Source organism: Bartonella sp. AA56HLJMS (assembly GCF_042197145.1).
In the GTDB taxonomy this organism is placed as follows: Bacteria; Pseudomonadota; Alphaproteobacteria; order Rhizobiales; family Rhizobiaceae; genus Bartonella.
Genome location: NZ_JBHIRL010000010.1, coordinates 1 through 21,777, shown reverse-complemented (window position 1 = coordinate 21,777; position 21,777 = coordinate 1). Strand labels below are relative to the sequence as shown.

Below are 21,777 nucleotides of genomic sequence, written 5' to 3'. Positions count from 1 at the left end.
CGAATTTTGGGTAAGATATCGTGCTGCTTCTCGTTACCAAGAGGTTCTTGAAGGAAAAGAAATGATTAAAAAGCTTTTTGAGAATGTCAAGATATCAGAATTTTTGCTGAAGTTTTAACACTTCAAATACAAAGAGCTGCCGTGCAGATAATGTTACAAATGCAAGTCTGATAAATGAAAGGCAGTTTTCATGATTTAACATGTTTGCGTTGGAAGTGTACGTATTTGCAAAGGAAAATTAGACGCAAGGTCACAATATAGGAGGGGATGTGAACCCAAAGATATTGTTAATAAAATATAAAACAAAGAGAGGGGTTAAATCATGAACAAGATCATTATAACAGCGCTACTGCTTTGCGTGGGACTTGTCGTTTCTGGTTGTGAAAAAACTTATAGCGTAGCAGAATTTAAGAAAGATAAAAAATTGATGCAAGAATGGGGAAAGAAATGCGATAAAATGGGGCCCTCTGCTTTTGCAACCAAGAATTGTCAAAATGTCATGCAAGCCGATATGGAACTTTTTCAAGAGCATTATAGAAATCTTGCAAAGGAACTTCGTGAAAGTAGCAAAAAGGGGAATGAAACTGAAAAACAGCAGGACAACAATTAAATCATAAAAATATATTGATAGCGGTATTTTTCTTTGTACGCGATTTATCATCATAGATTGGGAAAAATCGCGCACAGAAGTGGATTTTAAAATTTTTGAAAATGCACAATGAACCGAATGTACAATTTTAATCGGGTGCTAAATTGTGTCCTAAACTTTGTAAATTTGAAAAAGGGGAATTTATTGATGAATAAAGCCATTATTATAGCATTGCTGCTTTGTACTGGACTTGTTGTTGCTGGTTGTGAAAAAACTTATAGCGTAGCGGAATTTAAGAAGGATCCCCAATTACTCAATCAGTGGTTAGAGAAATGTTTTATTGCAGGAAGTTTTGATTCAAAAAATTGTAAAAACGCAGAACAAGCTGAATTAGAAACTCGTAAAAAATGGGGAATTTTTGGCTCTGGAAAGGACGACCAAGAAAAAACTGAAGATAAAAAGGAAGGGAATTAAATTATGAATAAAGTCATTATTACAGCATTGCTGCTTTGTACTGGACTTGCTGTTACTGGTTGTGAAAAAACTTATAGTGTAAAAGAATTTAAAACAAATGAAAAATTATACGAGGAATGGGCAAAGAAATGTGAGAACGATGATTCACCGCTCAAATCCTCTCAAAATTGTAAAAACCTTCGACAAGCATATGTAGAACTTTTTTTAAGGCCCTAAATTGTGTCCTAAACTTTGTAAATTTGAAAAAAGGGGAATTTTATTGATGAATAAAGCCATTATTACAGCATTGCTGCTTTGTACTGGACTTATCGTTGCTGGTTGTGAAAAAACTTATAGCGTAGCAGAGTTTAAGAAAGATCCAAAATTACTCGAGCAATGGGCAATGAAATGCATGATATCAGAGGATTTAGATTCTCAAAATTGTAAAAATGCAGATAAAGCGTATCGTGAAGTTCATGCCCGAGATTGGCCTGGTTCAAGCTTTGTACATGATGACGAGAAAAAAACTGAAGATAAAAAGGAAGGGAATTAAATCATGAATAAAGTTATTATTACAGCATTGCTGGTTTGTACTGGACTTGTCGTTGCTGGTTGTGAAAAAAACTACAGCGTAGTGGAATTTAAGAAAGATAAAACATTACTCGAAGAGTGGGCAAAAAAATGTGAAAAGCTGGATCAATCTTCTATGGAGAAATCTAAAAATTGCCAACATGCCAGACAAGCATATATGGAACTTATGTTTGGCATTAATTAAAAACATACAGTTCAATAAATAAATAATTGTTTAGTTCTTGATTCTATTGCGTTTTTAGGCTATCTTTAACTTTTAGAGAGTCTTTTTATGGCTTCAAGAATTAGTCGTTTACGCTTAGTACTCTTTGTATAAACGGATGCTATACTGTCATTGTTAAGCCCAAAAGTGCTTTCAATTGTAGATAGTATTGCCTCCCAATGAGTTGTTACGTGTTACTGCTAATTTTTTAATGTTTTGGTTACATGTATTTAAAATATGAGATTAAATTTATCTTTGGGGTGTTTTTTTGCGTTTATCACAAATAAATGTTTCATAACACTAAGATCGTCTTTAAGGGTTGCGGCTAATTTCGGAAAAATTCGGAGGAAACATTTGTTTGGAAATTACTTTTCTCTGTTTTAATAAAGAGAAAAACATTCTGAATGGAATTATTATCGTTTCATACTCAAATGTTTTTCTCAAACTATTTTAAAAAAATTGCTTTTGATTTGAGAATATTATAACATTAGTTAAGTTGTGAGGCTGTTTTGCTAGGACGGTTTTGCCGGATGTGTGAGGAATTGAGCGCTCTCCACATCTTTTCATTTTTCTCCTCTCTTTTCTGAGTTTGCAAGGTCTTTCCTTATTATTTTTTTATCTTAATTGTGTCGTTATATTATCATGTTGAGCAGTGGAGCTCATATAAAACTTTACGTATGAGGTGTTTTTTGTTCTTGAGTGTGTGATAAATGTTTTTATAAATAACACTTTGATTTATAAAAATAACTTAATTATTATTATGTTAAATAAGGATCTCGAATAACGTAAGCTTCTCTTATTCCAAATCTGTTCTCGGTTGAATTAATTAAAACCATCTTCTTGCATGGTACAAGCATGGAGAGCCGTGTAGATAAAAACTGTTGGAGAAAGAAGTAAAAATGCCTCTTATAAACGATCTCAAGTGCTAAAGGTTGTTGCAACATTTGGGGCTGGAAAAGTGTTGGATGCTGCTGGTTTATTCTCTCATAAGGGTAAAGATGGTGTTCAATGGATTTATCATAAGCTTCATGAAATATTATCCTTTAGGATTGTGATATGCCCTGAAGGGGGAAGAAAAAGGAGCTTACTCAATAAGGAGACAAATTATTTACAGATCGGATCTGGTAGAAAATTTCGTTTTTTAAGCTGGGAATGAAGTTGAGATTCAAGATAGCGTGAAAAGACGGACAATGATGGTTAAAAATGCATACAAAAAGCAGAGTTTACCCTCAAATAGTTGCAAGCGATGTTTGAAGTTGGGTGTGTGGTTTATCTGTAGAATTAAAATTTTGCTTTGCTCTTATGTGAAATTAAGATGCTCATTTGCACAGATTATAAAAAGCCAAGAGAGTATTAGTATATTTCTATTACGAGAATTAAAATAACAACAAAAGCATTGATGGTGATAATCAAGGTTGAATAAAGCATAGCGGCTTTTACGAGATCAGCCATAAAAACCTCTTTCTGTTCTTTTTGAGGTGATTTTATGAATAACAATATGTTACAATCTGTAATATATGCTGATACAACATATTCGGCAAGCTTAAAATCGTTCCTTTTTTTATAAAAGCTTAAGGAGTTGGAGTATTGTGAATCCTAAAAAAGAAAGCTTTAAAAAGACTATTGATTGATTTTGTAAGTTTTGTGTTGCTGGAAACTTTTTTATCCTGTTATGCTATAAAGCACTGTCATTTATAACGGTAATATAAGACATATAAGTTTTCTTGGAACGTTTAAGTATTTTTTAGTGTACGATGAATATTCGTAGGTTTATTTGTTGAGCTTTTCGTTTAAGTGAATCAGATGAGGGGAAAGTCAGGAGAAGATCGTTTGACAAAAATTCGGACTGCGTACAGAGCCGATTGAGTTAAGATCTTAGTCCTTTAAGGTGAGCGGCGGAAGATAAAAATGTTTTCTGATCGTTTATCTCATAGCAAGATTGGTTAATGCTGCTCTAATGGGGCATGTTTTGCACAAAAGTAAAGAACGCTCCAGACGAAATATACTTATGTTGTATATTAGTATATTTGTATTGCATATTTATGTACTTGTTTTAAAGAAATATCTCTTAACGCACACGAAAGACATTTTACGATGACATTCGTAAATGGTATAACGGTAATTGTGAATAGTATAACAGTAAAGCTCTCGTGAAATAATATAAACTTTGAATAATATAAAAATCTATAAAATGCTATCATCTTTATACTTATGAAAGAGCAAGTCACAATCATCGTAGGCTTGCTTCCAATGTTTATTATAGTTCTTGGCATTTGCTAAGGTTCATAAGAAGTCTTTTTCTTTCAGCGTATTTTATCAACACATCAGAGCGTTGTTTGTGATGTGCAAGCAAGTGATTTTAATTTATCCAACATGGAATAGATTTGAAATGTGATGATTATGAAAGAGAAGAGCTGCATTTAAAAGGTTGAAAACGAGAGAAAGATCGTAAACAAAAATTGTACCTTGATTATAAAATGATTGTTTCTCTGTTTTTATACCAGTAGCGCATGTAAAGTCGCGATATTAAGAGCAAACTGTGTTATGGAATGAAATAATCTGTAAGAAGATGCTGTGAAAATTCTGAAAATATCAATGGGGGGAGCGTTAAGCATTATGCATTGGATAATATTTTGATTTATAGATGATAATCTATCGTTATTCAACTTGAATTAGATCCCTTAATACTGGACATTTTTTCATTCCAAATCTGTTTCGTGGTGAATTAACCAAAACAATGTCTTTTGCAGTTACAAGCAGGGAGCTCCCATGCGCAGAGAAATTGTACAAGAAAGGCCATGCTTTATGAACCGTCTCAAGTGCCAAGGGTATCAGAACATAGGGGGTAGAAAAATATGTGATGGTGCTGGCTTGCTTCTTTTATTAAGCGTAAAGATGGAAAGTGCTCAATGGATTTTATACATGTCATGGAAGATTTATCATTATACCATTGATGGGCCGCGGTGCGAAATAGGCTTGGGTGTACTTAAGAGATATTTCTTTAAAACAAGCGCGTGAATATGCGATTGAAGACGTATCGAACTGATTGGCTAAGAAACTCTTGAAAAGGTTCAAAAAATCTTATATAGTCATTCATTGCAAAGAAAAGCGAATGATAATTTAAAAGAGGAAGATTGATGGCTGTTTAGCTATTTGAAGATGTCTTTTTTTATATTGCTGTATGGCTGATCTGTTCAAAAGAACATTCTTTTTGTGTTTTATGCGAAATACTGCATGTGTGCAGAAAGAGCATGGGAGAGGGGGGTGTCCTTTTGAATGGGTGCGAACTGATCTTGTCGGGCGCCATCTTATGGGGTGCCAGAAGGTGTACAAGTTTAAGTGCAGAGAGAGCCATGAGGTTATGGAGGGTAAAGTGCTTCTATCAGTAAAATGCTGAAATTTTTGATGGGCTTAAGTCTTTATATGCTGCAAGATAGACTGCGGTTTTTTGTCGGCAGATATTTTTTGTGGCTGAAGTTCTCGTGAAAGCATTGTTGTTTTCTATTGAAGATGAGCTCGTGATAAAATCGGCAAAGATAAAATCGGCAAGGCGAAATAGACAGAGCAAATATGGAAGTTTCGATATTGCTGTAAGGTTTAAGTCTATAGCGTTTTTATGGATTAGTATAGCCGCAATGATGGTTTTGGAGCAAAGCAAGAAAAATATTTGAGAGAACGCGTTGAAAGTTGAAGTGGTATACGCTTTGAAGGATTGTCGTGCTGTTGTTTGAGCAATGTTTGCACCACGAGCTTGGTTGAGTGTATCAGCATTGAAGAGAACCTGTTTAGTCTCCCTCATTTGAAAGTAAGATTGAACAATAGTGTTGAAGGGGAAGTAAAAATGTCTGTAGTGCAATATGGTGATGATAGTTTTGCGGCAAAAGCAAAAGTTCTTGATAACAACCTTATTGATCGTGATTGGGCGATGACAAAATTTGTTGCTGCTGTTAAAGGATTAGCTCAAGTTGTTGATTATGAAAGCAATATGCTAGAGAGCAGTGGTGTTCCAGATTACGAAGAAATAAATTTGCGTAAAATACGTGGTTTGCGTGATCTTAATAAATCCATGAGTGATGTGAAGCGCTATATGAATCAAGATATTGAGCATGAGGTTGAAAGTTTGTTGTCTGATTTACAAGAAAAATTACAGCGTAATAGTGAATTACTTCAAACACATTTAAATGCAGTTAATGATCTTTCTAGAGCTATACAGCTATCTGGACGTGCAAAAGAAATAGAGGAATAAATTCAAATCTGATTAATACGGGCTGTTCTAAGTCATGACAATGATTAGGTAGGGCAGTTGATTTGGATAAATAGTGCGTTTAGTGAGTAGACTTGTTTTAAGCGCATTTTGGTATTTAAATTATTATCCTGATGTACTGTAAAACGCTGTTCTTAAAACAATGTCTTTTAAGGTGTCGTGATGTGAACCGCATGCGGTGAGAAGCTGGCTAGAAGAGAATTCAGAGAAGGCGGATTATTTACAGAGAATTGTTTGCAGACTGAGTTAATAGGGAGCTTCATTTTTTAGTTTAGGGAGAGGCGCGATCAAGAGAATATTTAGACTAGCCTGTGATGCCTTAAAAACAGCTTCCTTGGGGGTGTGGTAATGTAAGGTTTATACATTGAGTCTTTTGCTTGCATTTAGCAGATCTGGCGGCGACTTACTCTTCCGTGCCTTAAGGCAAAGTACTATCAGCGCTGGAGTGTTTCACGGCCGAGTTCGGGATGGGATCTGGTGCGTTCACTCCGCCATAACCACCAAGTCAGCAAAAAGCATGAATGATGAAGAGTATGTGATGAATATTGCCTATAAGCTTCATGGAATATTGTCCTTTAAAGTGTGGTGATATGACGCGGTTCGTTGTTTAAATCTATAGGCTTGAGATAAAAATTAAAGCGGTTTATTATTTCCTTCTGCTGTTTTTAGTTTTTGTATGTCAGATTGGAGAGAGCATCCAGATCTGAGTGGATATAGTGCGTATATCTTTGTTGGCGTAATATTTGAAATGGGGAGGCAATCTCATTGGGAAAGAATAAAGAGGTAGAAATCAGCTTCCCTCTGTTCCGCCGTTCTTTAATTTAGCTTTATGTCTTTCAAAAGTATCTAAAGCACTATCTGTTAAATAATGAAGATTCCGCATTGTTTCACGCTTTTTTTTTATTGTGTTTTTTACTGCGGGCATGTCCTTCATGCACGACAAAATACTCAAAATAGAATGGATTTGTTATTCCTAATTCACGGCCTTGTTTTAAAGAGATATTTAAGCTCTCAAGTCTATTTCGTGATGGTGTTTGTGGGGCGGCGCAACGACATCTTTGATGCAACGGTGCTTGTGAATGGTATAATAAGAAAGTTCCCGTGGAAATAATATAAAATCTATAGGGCGTGACCATCTTTATGCTTAATAAAAGAGCAAGTTGATATTGTTATATTTTTCAACACTGTCATATTCTTTGTTTGATCCCAATGTTGCTACAGCCCTTGGCACTTGAGATAGTTCATTAGAGGCATTTTTAATCCTTTCTTAATAGTTTTTTATCCCTATGGCTCTTCCCCCTTGTCACTTGTAAGAGATATGGTTTTTGTTGATTCAACATGGAACAGGTCTAAAATGAAAGAATCTGACGATATTCTGGATTCTCATTTAACATGGAAAACAATTAATTGTCTTTATAAATCAATATCTTGTCTTATAATGGAGCTGCTGTAGCATTGAGATTTTAGAGGAAAAACATGCCTTTAAGAATTTATACCAGATACTAAGTCTTTATAGCAGGTATATAAAATGCACATCATCTAAAATAAATAGAGTGTCCACAGCGAAGAAGGGGCTGACTTTTTTAAATCGGCATGAATGCTTATTCTGTTGTGCTGTAAAAACATCATCGCTTGAGGTGTGGTGATAATATAAGACATAAAATTTTATGCATGGGGTATTTTGATGAGAGAATGTTATGGTGTTTAGTTTTTTATTCAATATGCAAAAGAAATATTATAAGTCAAAATCTTCTTTGATGTGATAATGATTTTTGAGAATTTAAAAAAATATATAAATTTAAATAAAAAAGCAGCACTTTGTGCTGCTTTTTTATTTAAGTTAAAATTAACTTCTGCTTTAGAAACGATAACGTATTCCGCCAGACAAATTGGTGCCAGATACACCGGATTTTTGCAGTTTTTGCCGATAGCTGATATCGGCGTTTAGTACGATATTTTGAGAAAGATATGCGTTCACCCCCATGCCTCCCTCAACTGAAGAGCCGGTAGGATCAACATGAAAGGTATCAGCAATTTTTATTGTTTTACCATCGCCAAAAGTTCTGATAACATTCATTTTACCATAGAAGGAAACAGCCTTGTTTTCTTCAACAGCCATTATCGTTTTTGTTAAACGTCCACCAAAACGGATCAACCATTGATGTGGATTGCCCATGTCTACTTTTAAGCCATTGGTATCTGAGAAAATATCAAACATGAGATTTTGATAAATGAATTGAGCGTGTGGTTCAAAGACAAGCCCTTTTGTATCGGTTGCTAATTTCTGACCAATGGTTGCAGATATATTAAGCATCTCGGTACCATCCAATTTTGCGGCATTCCCAACAAGAGCTGTGGTAATATTTCCTTTTAAGGTTCCGTAAGAAAGAAGAGCGTTGACATATATACCATTGCTATGCTGGATGCCGCTATAAGCGGTAAGTGACCATTTATCAAGCGTTGTCTTTTCAGAATCTTGCATCTCTTTTGGCGTAAAGGCAAGCTTTCCGTACGTTCCTAAAAGACCAAAATATGCGCTTATGTCTTTGCTTTCTAAGGCGGCTAATATGCCCCCTAATTGTAAGGCAGTATAGTTTACATCAGCACCATAACCATAGTGCAGTGGATCGCGGTTGGAAGATAGGGTGACCTTCTCGCCGTAGGAAGAGAAAAAGATACCATTCTTTATATTGTCTTTTGCCCCAAATACTGTTGTTCGCATATTGTCTAACAACGTGTTTTGATTGTTTACATCAGTAAATCCAGCAGAAAATAAAGTATTAGATATGGTTAAATAGTTTGCTACCTGTGGTAAAAGGGCTCGAACTTTTTTGTCTTTATCAATGTAGGCATTCTGTAAGCGGAAATCCCAGAAATCACTATTCTTCTTGCCAAAAAGATTTTGGCTCTCATGAGATGTTCCAGGCTTATAGCCTGTGAGTATATATTTATAAGGTTGTTTCCCTATTGTCATATAGTTTCCTGCTAACGTGAAGGAATTTTCGTTTGCTTGTCCGGAAACTTGAATGATTGAAATCCCATGTGTCCCTAAAGGAAGTGAAGCCATCTTCTCTTCCCAAACAGCAGAGCTATCGGTTTGGAGATTGATGTGAACAACAGTACTTCCTGAGACATCACCATTAATCACAATGTGATCAGTTTGTTGTTCCGTGATAGGAGAATGTTTATCCCATTGAGTGTTTACATAAATCTCTGCAAGACCCGCTGTACTATAAACCGCTGCTGTGTGAGTTGTTTCGTCTTCTTGCGAAAGATTAGGTCCTATAAACAGAGTTTGATAATGTCCCTCAATGGGCTTGTCAAACATAATGGCGCTGTTTGTAAGGTGCAATTCAGAAAGATTAGAGTATGATTTTTCATCAACACCAAACTGTCTATAGTCATTTAAAATATTATCATTATTTGTGGCATTTTTATTAGCCTTTACAAGCCATTTAGTCCTCTCTTTTAGATCAAAAACTGTTCTATTATCTTTAGAAGTTCTTACCCGACCTTCTAAAGAAGAGTGGTCTGCAACTAATGTAATGGTGTTTGTGGAGGCACTTTCGTTCTTGATATTTTTTAATAAAATATCGGCATGAACTTCTGAATTTTTAAGGTTGACTTCCCCGTTTACGCCTGTTCCATAAAGGTTGATACCGCTACCATGTTCAACGAAAAGCTTTGTATTCTCTAGGGTTACTTTATCAGCAATATTGGCTACATCTTGTTCTTGAACGGCATTGGTGTTCCTTTCAGCATTGCGTGTATATCGTTTTCTAGGGGTATTATACGGATTGTTGCGGAAAATAATACCGTCTGCTTCATAATTTCCCGTGACATGGACGCTTGAATCCTTAAGTTTGATTGTGCCCTCCATGTTTACCAAACCAGCTGTTTCTGCTGTTACAGTAATGCCTGTAGCATCAATTTCTCCACCATCTGATACACTTAGTGCAACAAAACGCGCATCAACTGTTCCCCCTATCATGTTGACTTTTGAATTATTTCCCTCTGCATGTACAGCAAAACCATTGTCTTGAATTTTTTTGTTATGTAGCGTTATGGTCTTACCGTTTTTAGCTTCAACTCCAGCGCTTATATCCTCAATTTGTGTAGACTTTTCAGGTTGTTTTATTGGTGATATTGGTTTTTCAATCTCTGATTTTTCAGATATTTTTTGTGCAGATGAAGATTGCACTGGCGCTGGTTTTGCAGATTTTGGTGGTACCAGTAATGTTGGTTTTTCAGTTTCTACTCTTAAAGATATTGGCTGTGCGAGTTCTGGTTCATTAGATGTTGGTATTTGCTCTGTTGTTGGTTTTGTAGGTTCCGTTCTTGTAGGTTCAGACTTTGTAAGTGCTGGTTGTAAATTCGGTGAAGGTTGTGTAGGTTCTGGCTGTGAAGACACAGCAGAATTCGATAGTGTTTTTTCGCTGGAAGAGTCTGCAGAAGAGGAGGGCGCCCCTGAACGTCTTCTAGATTTTGCTTCCATTCTTGTTGTTGAAGATTGTATAATCGGAGTGTTTTGTGTTGTAGGGTTAGATTGTACACCTTCTGTAACTTTAGTCTTTGGTGTTTGTGTACTTCCTTGACTAAGATCAGAGTTTTGTTTTGAAGAAGAAATTATATTTCCAGCTGAATTTCCTTCAAGTTGTGTTTTGGGAGGTAGAGTGCTTGTAGAAGTAGGCGTTGTAAGTTTACTTCCTGTAGAAATAGGGCTTGCGCTCGTTCTTGTGGAGCTAGGTGCTGTAGGGGGAAGGAGGCCATTAGGGGTTGAAGATGGATATGATGGCATAATTCGCCCGATTCCATCATATGGATCTTTATACGGATCAAAAACTCCGGATAGATTTATTTGTGACTTGACACGAGTAGGTTGTAGAGAAGAAGAATCTATCGTTGTTGATGGATTTGTACTATGAATAGCATAAGACAAACCGCTGGAAGAATAAAACAGAACTCCGGAAACTGTGTATAGTAAGAAGCTTTTTTTCATATGGATGCATTCCTAAAATATTTCCCCCTCTCTCATAAAAAGTAAAACTTTGACCTCATTATGTCTCTTTTGTAAGAGACAAAACGAAACATAATGAGATCTCTTCATATTTCAAGATAAGGAATACAAGTATTTTTAAAAGTGATAGCGTATTCCAGCGGAAATATTTATTGCAGAGATGCCAGCTTTTTTGAATTTATGTTGATAGCTGAGATCACTATGAAGCTGAATATTTTGTGATAAGTGTGTGTGAATACCAAAACCACCTTCGATTAAAGATCCCATAGCTGCAAGCTGAAAATTTTTACTAAAAGTTTTGATCATGTTCAGTTTGCCGTAGAAAGAAACAGCATGTCCTTTGTTTTGCGTTAAACGTCCGCCAATACGGAGCAGCCATTGATAAGGATTACTTATGTCTATTTTAGAGTTATCGTCATCTGAGAAAGAGCTCCTATCTGATAAAGAACCAAGCATGAGACGTTGATAAACAAGTTGTGCTTGCGGTTCTAGGATTACACCTTCCAAACTGGTTGACAGTTTTTGACCAACAGTTGCAGCGGCTCCTAATGTTTTACTATTCTTCACTTTTGAGGTATGTTTGATGAGAGCTGTAGCGTGATTTTCTTTGAAAATTCCATAAGAGAGAAATGCACTTGCATAGATGCCACTGTCATGCTGAATATTTCCATATGCGGTGAGTGACCATTTATCAAACATATTTTTTTGAAAGCTCTCCTTGTTTTTAGGAGTAAAAGATAATTTCCCATATGTTCCGAAAAGACCAAAGTTGCTGCTGATATTTTGATCTTTTAGCGCTATTAGTGTTGCTCCTGCTTGCAATGCAGCATAGTGAATATCTGCTTGAACACCATCTTGTTCTGCTTGAACCTTGGAAGAAAAGGTGCTTTTATTGCCATAAGAGGATAAGAAAACGCCTCTTTCTGGATGATCTTTGGGCTCAAACATTGTTATTTGCATATTGTCTAACAAGATATTTTGATTGTTGACATCACTAAACCCGACAGCAAACATCGCGATAGGCATGACTAAAGAGCTTTCTTCTTGTGGTGTAAGAATTGTGCTTTTTGCTGTCCCATTAAGAGAAGTAGAAGTTGCAGTTGCTTTATCATCATCTGTAAGTTTAGAGGTGCTCTCTGTAGCCGCGGTAGCAGTATTTCCAACCTTTGGGAGCAAATTCATATGCGCTTTTTCGGATGGAAGAGTCGTTTTCGATGCTGAGGAAGTGGTGTTTGTTTGGGGATCAATATCAGATTGCGAATTTTCATTTATTTTAGGCTGTCTCATTCCATGATCTGTTCTTGTGAATGAAGTGTCCGTTGGAGGAGGGGATGTTTTTTCTTTTCTCTCCACGTTGGTTATTCCATCCGCGTTCAAAGTCTCTAATACTGCTTTGCGTAAAGCACCAGAAAGTTCTTTGTTTTGTCCTTGTAAGGCAGTATCCACTTGTGCTGCTTTATGTAATATTTCTGCTTTATTTTGCAGTTTGTGCCAATCACGATTGTCTTGGCTTACCCATTGTTGGTGTGCAGCATTAACACGCTGTTGGTTATCAGCTTCAAGGATTGCTGCCGCCTTTACGGCATCGGAAACTGCTTTGTCGTAGCCACGTAATAAATTTTCTCTTGTTTTTAATCGATTCTGACGTAATTGTCCAAGTTTTGCTCTGGCTTGCATCATGATTTGCATATCTTGATGGTGTTTGTTTGCCATGGCTTGGGCACGTATATTATCCATTTCACGGTTCACCACGTTTATATGAGCACCAGAACCATAACGACCTGCACCTGCAAAAGAGCTGTTAATCGTATCTCTTACACGATCCATATGATTTTCAAGTGCTTGGTTGAAGTGCGCATTATCTTCCATCATGGCGCCAGAGGCTATCTTTTCAAGATTTTTTTCTGCTTGTGTTGGTGTGTTTATTAAATCAATGGCATGGCGATATTGTTCAGGTAATTTCATAATCCCTTCAATGGCATGGCGTTCCTGGGGGCTTAGAGCAGAGGCGGTGCTGGTAGATGTGAAATTAAAAGAAGAAAAAAATAAAGCACAAGCGGCTGTACATAACAAAAGATTCTTATGCATAGAGATGTTCCTTAAGATATTTTCTTTATTTTGCTAAAAATGAACCACTTTTTGACACATTACGGTTTTTTGTAATGTAGTTAAGCAGCACTGTTTTCATCTCAGCGCTGCTTATGCGTCAAAATAGAGAGCTAAGATTTCTAAAAGCGATAACGCATTCCTCCGGAAAAATTAATTCCAGAGAACCCGGCTTTTTGAAGTTTATGTTGGTAATTAACGTCAGCATGAAGTGCGATATTTTTAGAAAGCTGCGCGTTAATGCCAAGCCCACCTTCAAGGGAAGAGCCCATAGAATCGAGATGGAAAGATTCCATAACATCAATAGCGCGCTTCTCACCAAAAGCTTTGATGACATTCAATTTACCATAAAAAGAAAGAACACGATCTTTTTCAATAGGAAGTATTGTTTTTGTTAAACGCCCTCCAATACGGACCAACCATTGATGAGGGGTCTTTATATTAACTTGGAAGCCATCAATATCTGAAAGAGTGCCAAAGGCAATATGTTGATAAATAAGTTGTGCTTGTGGTTCAAAGGATACTCCTTCAACACCAGTTGCTAGTTTTTGTCCAACGGTAGCTGATATATTTAATGTATCCGTATTGTTTAATTCTGTGGTGTTGCCGATAAGGGCTGTTGTAATATGTCCGTTTAAAATGCCGTAAGAGAAAAATGCATTAACATAGAGACCATTGTCATGGTGGAGATTCCCATATGCCGTAAAGGACCATTTATCTAGTATGCTTTTGTCAGAACCTTCCATATCCTTTGGCGTAAAAGCGAGCTTTCCATATGTGCCTAAAAGACCAAGATTCGCGGTTATATTTTGATTTTCTAACGTTGTTAATGTCATGCCTGTTTGTATAGCAGCATAGTGAACATTAGCACCATAACCATATTCCAATGGACTACGGCTGGAAGATAACGTCATCTTGTTGCCATAAGTCGATAAAAATATCCCTTTTTGTTTATGACCTTCTAATCCAAAAACTGTTGAGTGCATATTATCTAACAGTGTATTTTGATTGTTTATATCAGCCAAGCCAGAGGAGAATATTGCATTATGCATAACCAAATAGCTTGCCATTTGAGGAACAAGAGCTTTGATTTTTCCTTCATCATCAAGAGTCGCATTTTGTAGACGGAAATCCCAAAACTCTTCACTTTCTTGCAAAAGACTTTGCTGTTTGTCAGCTCTCCCACGGCTGGATGTTGGTCCATAGCCATTTAATACATATTTATAGGGCAATCCATCCATTGTAGTGTAGCCATTTGCCAGCATGAAGGCGGCTTCCTCTGCTTTTCCAGACACCTGAACAAGTGAGAGACCACGCGCATTCAAAGGAATTGAAACTTCATCATCATCGAATGGTTCTGCACGCTTTGAAAGATTGTTGAAATAGATCGTTGTGGTGCCTGAGACATTACCATGAACGAGAACACGGTCAGTTTTTTGTTGTTCTTTTATAAGACCATTACTCCATTCGGTATTAAAGTAAATCCTTGCGTTGCCCAATGCATTGTAAACCGTTGTTGCATCGAAGCTTCTGTTTTGCTCTGCTTTTGCAGCTTCAGCTGTTGGCTGTTTTCCCACATGCAAGGTTTGATACTGATTGTCTGCTAGTTTATGCGGCGCATTAAATATAATAGAGCTATTATTAAGGTTCAATACTGAGACAATAGACTGTGCACGTTGTTTAATATCAGTGAGCAAGTATCCTTTAGAGCTGTCAAATTCTTTGTCTACTTCAAATTGACTAATCTTTAGGGACCACTTGCTGTTATTGTTGAGAGTAAAAATCGTTGTATTTTGAGGTAAAGTCTTTGCTCGTCCTTCTATAATCGAATTGTCAGCGCTTAATATAAAAGTGCGAGGATCGATATCTTTTGAGTTTTCTGGGATTTTATTTTTTAATAATATATCAGAACGAATTTCTGAACTTTTAAGTTCTACCTCAGCAACAGATTTTGCATAATCTGGTCCTAGAATACCAATACCATTTTCAACAAGAAGTTTTGTGTTGGTAAGAATTGCTTTATTGATAACTTTTTCGCCCTCTTTTACTTGGGAACTTGGGATGTAATCAAAAAGGATACCACGACTTTTGTGATGTCCGGAAACATTTATGATTGAATCTTCAATATGGATGATGCCGTTTGAAATTTCTAAACCACGAGAATTTGATTTTCCTACAGTTTTTTTAGCATGAATACGTCCACCTGTTGTTGCGGTAAATAAATTTGAGTCTGAACGCATTGTTGAATTTGTAATGGTGATAAAGGCTTTGTCATCAGCAACCACTGTTGTATATGCGCTGCGGATAAAAACGTTATTAAAGGTTTTTTCTTCTCCTGCTTTATCCGCACGAGCCATAACCATTGTAGGAGCTGATGTATTTGCATAAGTTGAACCGAAATGAGAAAAAATCAAAGTTCCAGCAATTGTACATAACAAAAAATTTTTCTTATAAATATATTTCTTACACATAGATATGCCTTTAGTATTTGGTATGCTTTGATGCTTACTTCATTCCCCTGATGGCGCAAGTACCCAGACAGTTTCTATATCATTATGTTTTTATTGTAAACAACAAAACGAAACATTGCGTCTTGTTCTTTATCGTTTAAAAAATGATTTTAGAAGAGTTTTTAAAATAGAAATTGCAGTGAGCAACTATGAATTGCAGAAAAGCTAGATTGATCAGTATTCCGTTTAAAAGTGTTAAGAAACAAAATATTTTGCAAGGATGTTTGTTGCTTAAGGCTGTTGTTATGAAAACTCTACAAAGTTTTTGGAGAAGCTGTTGTTGTGCGCTTACAAAAAGCTTTTAATTGATTTTCTTACACAGAGAATTATTTATTACGTGTTTTAAAATACAAAAATTTTATTAAAAGCATTTGATTTTTATAAATCAAAAAGGCAGCTCTCTTGAGAATTCAGTATTCATTTAGAGATAACAGATTTTGTTACATTTGGTTTGAGTGAGATTAATTGGCTCAAGAAAGGTGGTAGAAAGAATAGTTGTTAACGGTTCTTTCCGATAGATTGTAAAAAGGCAGTACATTTGCACTGCCTTTTATTAAAATGAATAGAATATAAATTGTTTTTTGCGTTTTCTTAAAACTGATAGCGTATTCCGCCTGAAAAGCTTGCTCCGGATATACCAGTTTTTTGAAGCTTATATTGATAGTTAACATCAGCATAAAGTGCGATATTTTGTGATAATTGTGCATTTACACCAAGTCCACCTTCAACAGACGCTCCTATAGAATCAAGGTGGAATGGTTCACCAATCTGTATCGTACCATTGTTAGAAAAAGCTTTAACAACGTTTAGTTTACCATAGAAAGAAAGAATACCGCCGTTTTCAATAGAAGGCTTCGTTTGCGTTAAGCGTCCACCGACACGCACTAAGTATTGATAAGGATTTCCCATATCCACATCAAAGCCATCGACATCTGAGAGTGTGCCAAGCATGAGGCGTTGATAAACAAGTTGTGCTTGTGGTTCAAAGACCAATCCTTTCCTACTGGTTTCGAACTTTTGTCCAATGGTTGCTGATGCACTGAATGTATCAGCATTTTTCAACTCTGCAGTCTTTCCTATGAGAGCTGTGGTGATATCTCCCTTGAGCATTCCATAGGAGAAGAGTGCATGGATGTATATCCCATTATTATGGCGCAGCCCACTATATGCAGTAATTGACCATTTATTGAGTGTACTCTTGTCAGCACCTTCCATGTCTTTAGGGGTGAAAGCTAATTTCCCATATGTTCCTAAAAGACCGAAATTGGCGGTCATGTTTTGGTCTTCTAGAGTTGCTAATCTAATGCCTGCCTGTAAAGCTGCATAGTGAATATCGGCACCATAGCCATATTGTAATGGCGTACGGTGAGAGGATAATGTCATCTTATTTCCATAAGTCGAGAAGAAGACTCCTTTGTTTTTATGATCTTTTGTCTCAAAGGTGTTTTCCTGCATCGAGTTGAGTAAAGTGTTTTGATTGTTTATATCAGCCAGTCCAGCTGAGAATAGTGCGTTAGGCATGGACAAATAGCTTGCCACTTGAGGAACGAGAGCTCTGATCTTTCCTTCATTATCGAGAGTCGCATTTTGCAAGCGAAAATCCCAGAAATTCTGATTTTTTTCCAAGATGTTTTGTGCGTTGTTTGCTTGTCCAAGGGATGATGAACCGGTATTTTGCGCTTCTTTCTCTTTTGGTGAAACACCTTCAATCATTGTTCCTGATGCTGATATCGTGTAGATTGTGTAGTCTTTGAGGGTATTTTCTTTTGATTCTTGTGATATTCCGCTAAAATGACTTTGTGTGCTATCGGCTGTCCCATGGCTGGATGTTGGACCATAGGCTTTGAGTATATATTTATAGGGCAATCCCCCCATTGTGGTGTAGCCGTGTGCAAGTTTGAAGGAACCTTCATTTGCATTTCCAGAAACTTGAATGAGTGAAAGACCACGCATATTTGAGGAAACAGAATCTTCAGCTTTTAATATCTCACCTTTCGCAAGGTTCTTGATATGGACTGTTGTGCTGCCTGATACATCACCATGTATAAGGAGGCGGTCAGCTTTTTGCTGTTCTTTTACTAGACCATCACTCCATTCAATATTAAAATAAATTTTTGCATCGCCTGTGGCATTGTAAACTGTATTATAAGTGCTTTCTATATCGGGGATTGTACTTCCCTCAGGTCTACGAACCTCAGCTGTTCGCCCTACATACAAGGTATGATAATGATCTTTTTCCCGCCCTTGTGGTGTCTTAAATATGATAGAACTATTATTAAGATTCAGTACTGAAACGGTAGAAAGGGCTCGTTGTTTAATATCACTGAGCTCATAGTTAAACACATTAAAGTCAGTATCGACTTCCTCTTGAGAGGTCTTTAAGTACCATTTGCTCTTGTTATTCAGAGTCAAAACCGTTGTATTGACTTTTAAAGTTCTTGCTCGTCCCTCTATTGTTGAATTATCAGCGGTTAATGCTAAAGTTACAGGAAGAGTATCGTTGTCATAATATTTACGTTTCGTTTTATTTCTCAATAATACGTCAGATCGAATTTCTGAGTCTTTAAGTTGAACTTCAGCAACGGCTCTTGAGCAGTAGGGACCAAGAATACCGGTACCGTTTTTCACAAGAAGTTTTGTATTGCTAAGAACAACCTTATTGACAACTTTTTCTCCACTTTTCAGTGAAGAATCTTTTGTTTCATAAAAAACGATACCACCGGCACCTCCTCGTTGGACGGTTATGGTTGAATCTTCAACGTTGATTATACCATTCTTTGTTTCTAAACCTTTGTATACTGTATTTGCTTTAATTTCTTTAGCATGAATGCGTCCACCTTCTGATACAGAAAGTGCAGACATTTCCGTGTGTATTGTTGATTTTACAATTGTGATAGCTGCTTTATCATGCGCTAATATTCCAGGTCCTTTATCGCGGACAAGAACATTATTTAAAGTCTTTTCTTCTCCCTTATTTAATTCAATCTTTCCCAAAATTCCAGGAGTTTCAGGAGCTGATGTATTTGCATAAGTTGAACCGAAATGAGAAAAAATCAAAGTTCCAGCAATTGTACATAACAAAAAATTTTTCTTATAAATATATTTCTTACACATAGATATGCCTTTAGTATTTGGTATGCTTTGATGCTTACTTCATTCCCCTGATGGCGCAAGTACCCAGACAGTTTCTATATCATTATGTTTTTATTGTAAATAACAAAACGAATTATATTGATGGTGTTCTCTATGATTTGAAGTTTTGCTTCAGAAAAACTTTTTTCATGATCATAAAAAGTCGAGAAAAGTGGATTTCATAAAACCTAGCTTGGTTAAGCTTATGCTAAAAGCACTATGAAGTATGATATTTAAAAATTGTCTATTAAAGATAATCGCTATAAAAGCTCTATAGCGTTGAGATGTATTATTTGATGCATTCACCAAAACGATCAGCAAATTTTTTCTGCTATAAGAAGAAGAGATGAGGGGGCTATTCACAGGCTTTCTTTAAAGATAAGGGTACCAAAGTCCATTTTTCTAAGGAAGCACAGCCCATTTCGCGACGGTGTTCATGAATGCTATAACGCTAAAGCCATAGAATCCCATCATATTTACGCTTACGAAGGAGCAAGCCGATACCTTTACGCTTAATAAAAGAGCAAGCCCGTCACACATTTTGCTAGCTCCCAATATTTGTGATAAGCCCTTGGCACTTGAGACAGTTCATGAGAGGAATTCTCAGGCTTTTCTTATATAACTTTTCTCCACACGCCAGCCCTGCTTGTAATGTGTAAGTGAATGATTTTGATTAGTTCAACATGGAACAGATTTTAAATGAGAGAAATTTACGATATTCAAGATTTTAATTCAATAGGAATAACGCTAAATTATCATTATAAATCAATATTTTGAATATTCAATTTAAAACATCTTTTATTGATATAAAAAGAACTTTATTGAGTGATTTCATTTTATAAATGAAAAAATTAGCTTTCTTGAGCATTTTGTATATGAAAGATAAAGCGCTTGTTGTTAGATTTTCTTTTCATGCATTAATTTTCTCAAAACTGTTTGTTTAGAAGAACCAGCAATGGAAGTGTAAATAAATCTTTATAGATAGCGACAACACATCGTAAAGAAAGAAATTATTTTATTGCTATAATAGATTGTAAATAAAAAAAATACAGTCCGTTTTTTTGTTAATAGTAAACGGATTAATATGCTTATTTTTTTATAATTTTTATATTAAAATTGGTAGCGTATTCTATCAGAAAAACTTGTCTCGGCTACACGTCTTTTAAAAATTTTTGATAGTTTACATCAATATAGAGAGTTAAATTGTGAGATAATTGTGTATTGTGCTAAACGCACCTTTAACGGCAGAATCTATCGGATTAAGGTGAAAATGAATACCAATCTGTTTAGTATCATTAATATCAAAGTTTTTTAAGGAAGTTCACTTTCTCATACAAGGATGGGGTACGATCTTCTACGGTCCTAACAATAGTTTTTGTTAGATACCTACCTATCCGGACTAACTGGGGAGACTGTCTGATTTAATTTTAAGATTATCAATATGTTAAAAGGCGTTAAAAATCAATTCCTTAGTACACAAATTATGTTTGTGCTTCAAAAGGTTAGTTCTCTGATTATTTTTTGCAAATTTTTGACAAATGATTGTTGAGGCAATTAACATTTTTACAGCATAACTTTAATAGTATTTTTATAGAAGTTTTAGAGATATTTGCTGTCCAGATATCATAAGGGAAGAGTGTAGCCATATGAAAACACCATTATGCTCTGTTATATTGTAAGCTATGATTGATGATTTATCTAGTGTGCTTTTTTTCATTTTCTATATCCTTTGGAGTGAATGAGAGTGGCTGTAGGTTCCTATCTATTTCAAATGTGTAGTGATTAACTTTTCATTTTTCTAATATCATCTTTGCTTGGACAGCTCTATGGCGCATATTAGCACCATATCTATCTTCAAAGAGGAGCATAATCAAACGGTAGAGTTTCTGTACTTCCATAAGTGAAAAAGCAAGAAATCTTCTATTTTTTAAGATTTATTCTTAATGCTGTTATCTTTATATTATCTAGAAATACACTTTGCTTAGCTTTATGGGCAAATTCGATGATAAATAGCTGCGCAACCCATGTGAAGAGGAGAAAAATCGTATTTAAGTGGAAAAGAAAACACTTCAGGAAAAAATGGATTTCATGTACGAAAAGGCTGCATACTTTGTGACATATTCTAGATAAAAATACCTGATCCTTTATCTTGATAAAAATGGTATAATATGCTGATTTATAATGATAATTTATCGTTACTTTCATTGAGTTAGAGTTCTGAATAACGTAAGATTCTCTCATTTTAAACCTGTTTGTCTTAAATCAAGAAAAACCATTCTCTTGCACACCACAAGCGGGGCTGGCGTGTGGGTAAAAAATGTATAAGAAAGGACTAAAATGACTCTTATGAATCGTCTCAAAAGCCAAGGGCTTTAGCAACACCCACGAGCTGGAAAATATAATGATGGTGCCGGATTGCTCTTTCACAAACGTAAAGATGGGGGTACTCAATGCTTTATCGTTATACCATTCATATACCATTCATGGGCGCTGTCGCTAAATGGACTTGGGTGCCTTGAGAGATGTCCTTTTAAAACAAGCTCGTGAATTGGCAACTGGGTGGCGTGCTGTTTTACGTGAGGGGCGTGCCCCCATTAAAGAACGTGAGAAACGAAAACGTGAGGCAATGCGTAATCTCCATTACTTAAAAGACATTGCCTTAGATGCTTTTGAAAGTCGTAAAGCTGAATTAAAAATGATGGTAAAGATGGAAACTGGTTTTCACCTTTAAAACTCCATATTCTCCTCAAATTAGGCTGTCTGCCTATTTCAGAGATTACACAAACAGAAATACGCAATATCCTCGCTTCCATCGATCATTCAAGATATAATACTAAAAAATACAATAAAGTCAATAGTTTGTTTGTAATTATTTTATAAGAATCCACTTAAGAATCCACACTTTTATACGTG

The 21,777-nt window shown here is 35.9% G+C and carries 11 protein-coding genes, 1 rRNA gene and 1 pseudogene; 8 read left to right on the top strand and 5 right to left on the bottom strand.

Annotated features, from left to right (window positions below; genetic code table 11):
- Positions 1–322 precede the first annotated feature (322 nt).
- From ACFINI_RS06340 to ACFINI_RS06310, 7 genes are all read left to right on the top strand, one after another.
- On the top strand, positions 323–610 hold the full coding sequence (locus tag ACFINI_RS06340) for an EexN family lipoprotein (RefSeq protein ID WP_273790970.1): 288 nt from the start codon (positions 323–325) through the stop codon (positions 608–610).
- Between the two features lie 186 nt (positions 611–796).
- On the top strand, positions 797–1,063 hold the full coding sequence (locus ACFINI_RS06335) for an EexN family lipoprotein (RefSeq protein ID WP_375646882.1): 267 nt from the start codon (positions 797–799) through the stop codon (positions 1,061–1,063).
- Between the two features lie 3 nt (positions 1,064–1,066).
- The gene (locus ACFINI_RS06330; RefSeq protein WP_375621543.1) at positions 1,067–1,279 is read left to right on the top strand and encodes an EexN family lipoprotein; all 213 of its coding nucleotides are present in this window, start codon (positions 1,067–1,069) and stop codon (positions 1,277–1,279) included.
- A 46-nt stretch (positions 1,280–1,325) separates the two neighbouring features.
- Positions 1,326–1,595: an EexN family lipoprotein gene (locus tag ACFINI_RS06325; RefSeq protein ID WP_375646879.1), complete on the top strand. Its 270-nt coding sequence runs from the start codon at positions 1,326–1,328 to the stop codon at positions 1,593–1,595.
- A gap of 3 nt (positions 1,596–1,598) precedes the next feature.
- On the top strand, positions 1,599–1,817 hold the full coding sequence (locus ACFINI_RS06320) for an EexN family lipoprotein (protein WP_375646875.1): 219 nt from the start codon (positions 1,599–1,601) through the stop codon (positions 1,815–1,817).
- Between the two features lie 940 nt (positions 1,818–2,757).
- Positions 2,758–2,991 carry a hypothetical protein gene (locus ACFINI_RS06315; protein ID WP_375646871.1) on the top strand — a complete coding sequence of 78 codons (234 nt, stop codon included), beginning with the start codon at positions 2,758–2,760 and terminating at the stop codon, positions 2,989–2,991.
- 2,685 nt (positions 2,992–5,676) lie between these two features.
- A complete protein-coding gene (locus ACFINI_RS06310; RefSeq protein ID WP_273790974.1) occupies positions 5,677–6,081 on the top strand; it encodes a flagellar protein FlgN in 405 nt (134 codons plus the stop codon).
- A gap of 408 nt (positions 6,082–6,489) precedes the next feature.
- On the opposite strand, the gene rrf is transcribed toward ACFINI_RS06310, so the two are convergent.
- The 5 genes from rrf to ACFINI_RS06285 form a co-directional block, all read right to left on the bottom strand.
- Positions 6,490–6,604 (bottom strand): 5S ribosomal RNA (gene rrf, locus ACFINI_RS06305).
- 1,353 nt (positions 6,605–7,957) lie between these two features.
- Positions 7,958–11,098, bottom strand: a complete 3,141-nt coding sequence (locus ACFINI_RS06300; protein ID WP_375646868.1) for an autotransporter outer membrane beta-barrel domain-containing protein — start codon at positions 11,096–11,098, stop codon at positions 7,958–7,960.
- A 135-nt stretch (positions 11,099–11,233) separates the two neighbouring features.
- Complete coding sequence (locus ACFINI_RS06295; protein ID WP_375646864.1) at positions 11,234–13,204, bottom strand: autotransporter outer membrane beta-barrel domain-containing protein; 1,971 nt, start codon at positions 13,202–13,204, stop codon at positions 11,234–11,236.
- A 140-nt stretch (positions 13,205–13,344) separates the two neighbouring features.
- Positions 13,345–15,693 (bottom strand): autotransporter outer membrane beta-barrel domain-containing protein, encoded by a 2,349-nt coding sequence (locus tag ACFINI_RS06290; RefSeq protein WP_375646860.1) that lies wholly within the window; start codon positions 15,691–15,693, stop codon positions 13,345–13,347.
- A 630-nt stretch (positions 15,694–16,323) separates the two neighbouring features.
- Entirely contained in the window at positions 16,324–18,846 is a 2,523-nt protein-coding gene (locus ACFINI_RS06285; RefSeq protein WP_375646856.1) for an autotransporter outer membrane beta-barrel domain-containing protein, read from the bottom strand.
- Between the two features lie 2,355 nt (positions 18,847–21,201).
- Between ACFINI_RS06285 and ACFINI_RS06280 the strand changes: the two are divergent.
- A pseudogene (locus ACFINI_RS06280) lies at positions 21,202–21,699 on the top strand (integrase arm-type DNA-binding domain-containing protein); the annotation flags it as partial.
- Positions 21,700–21,777 lie beyond the last annotated feature (78 nt).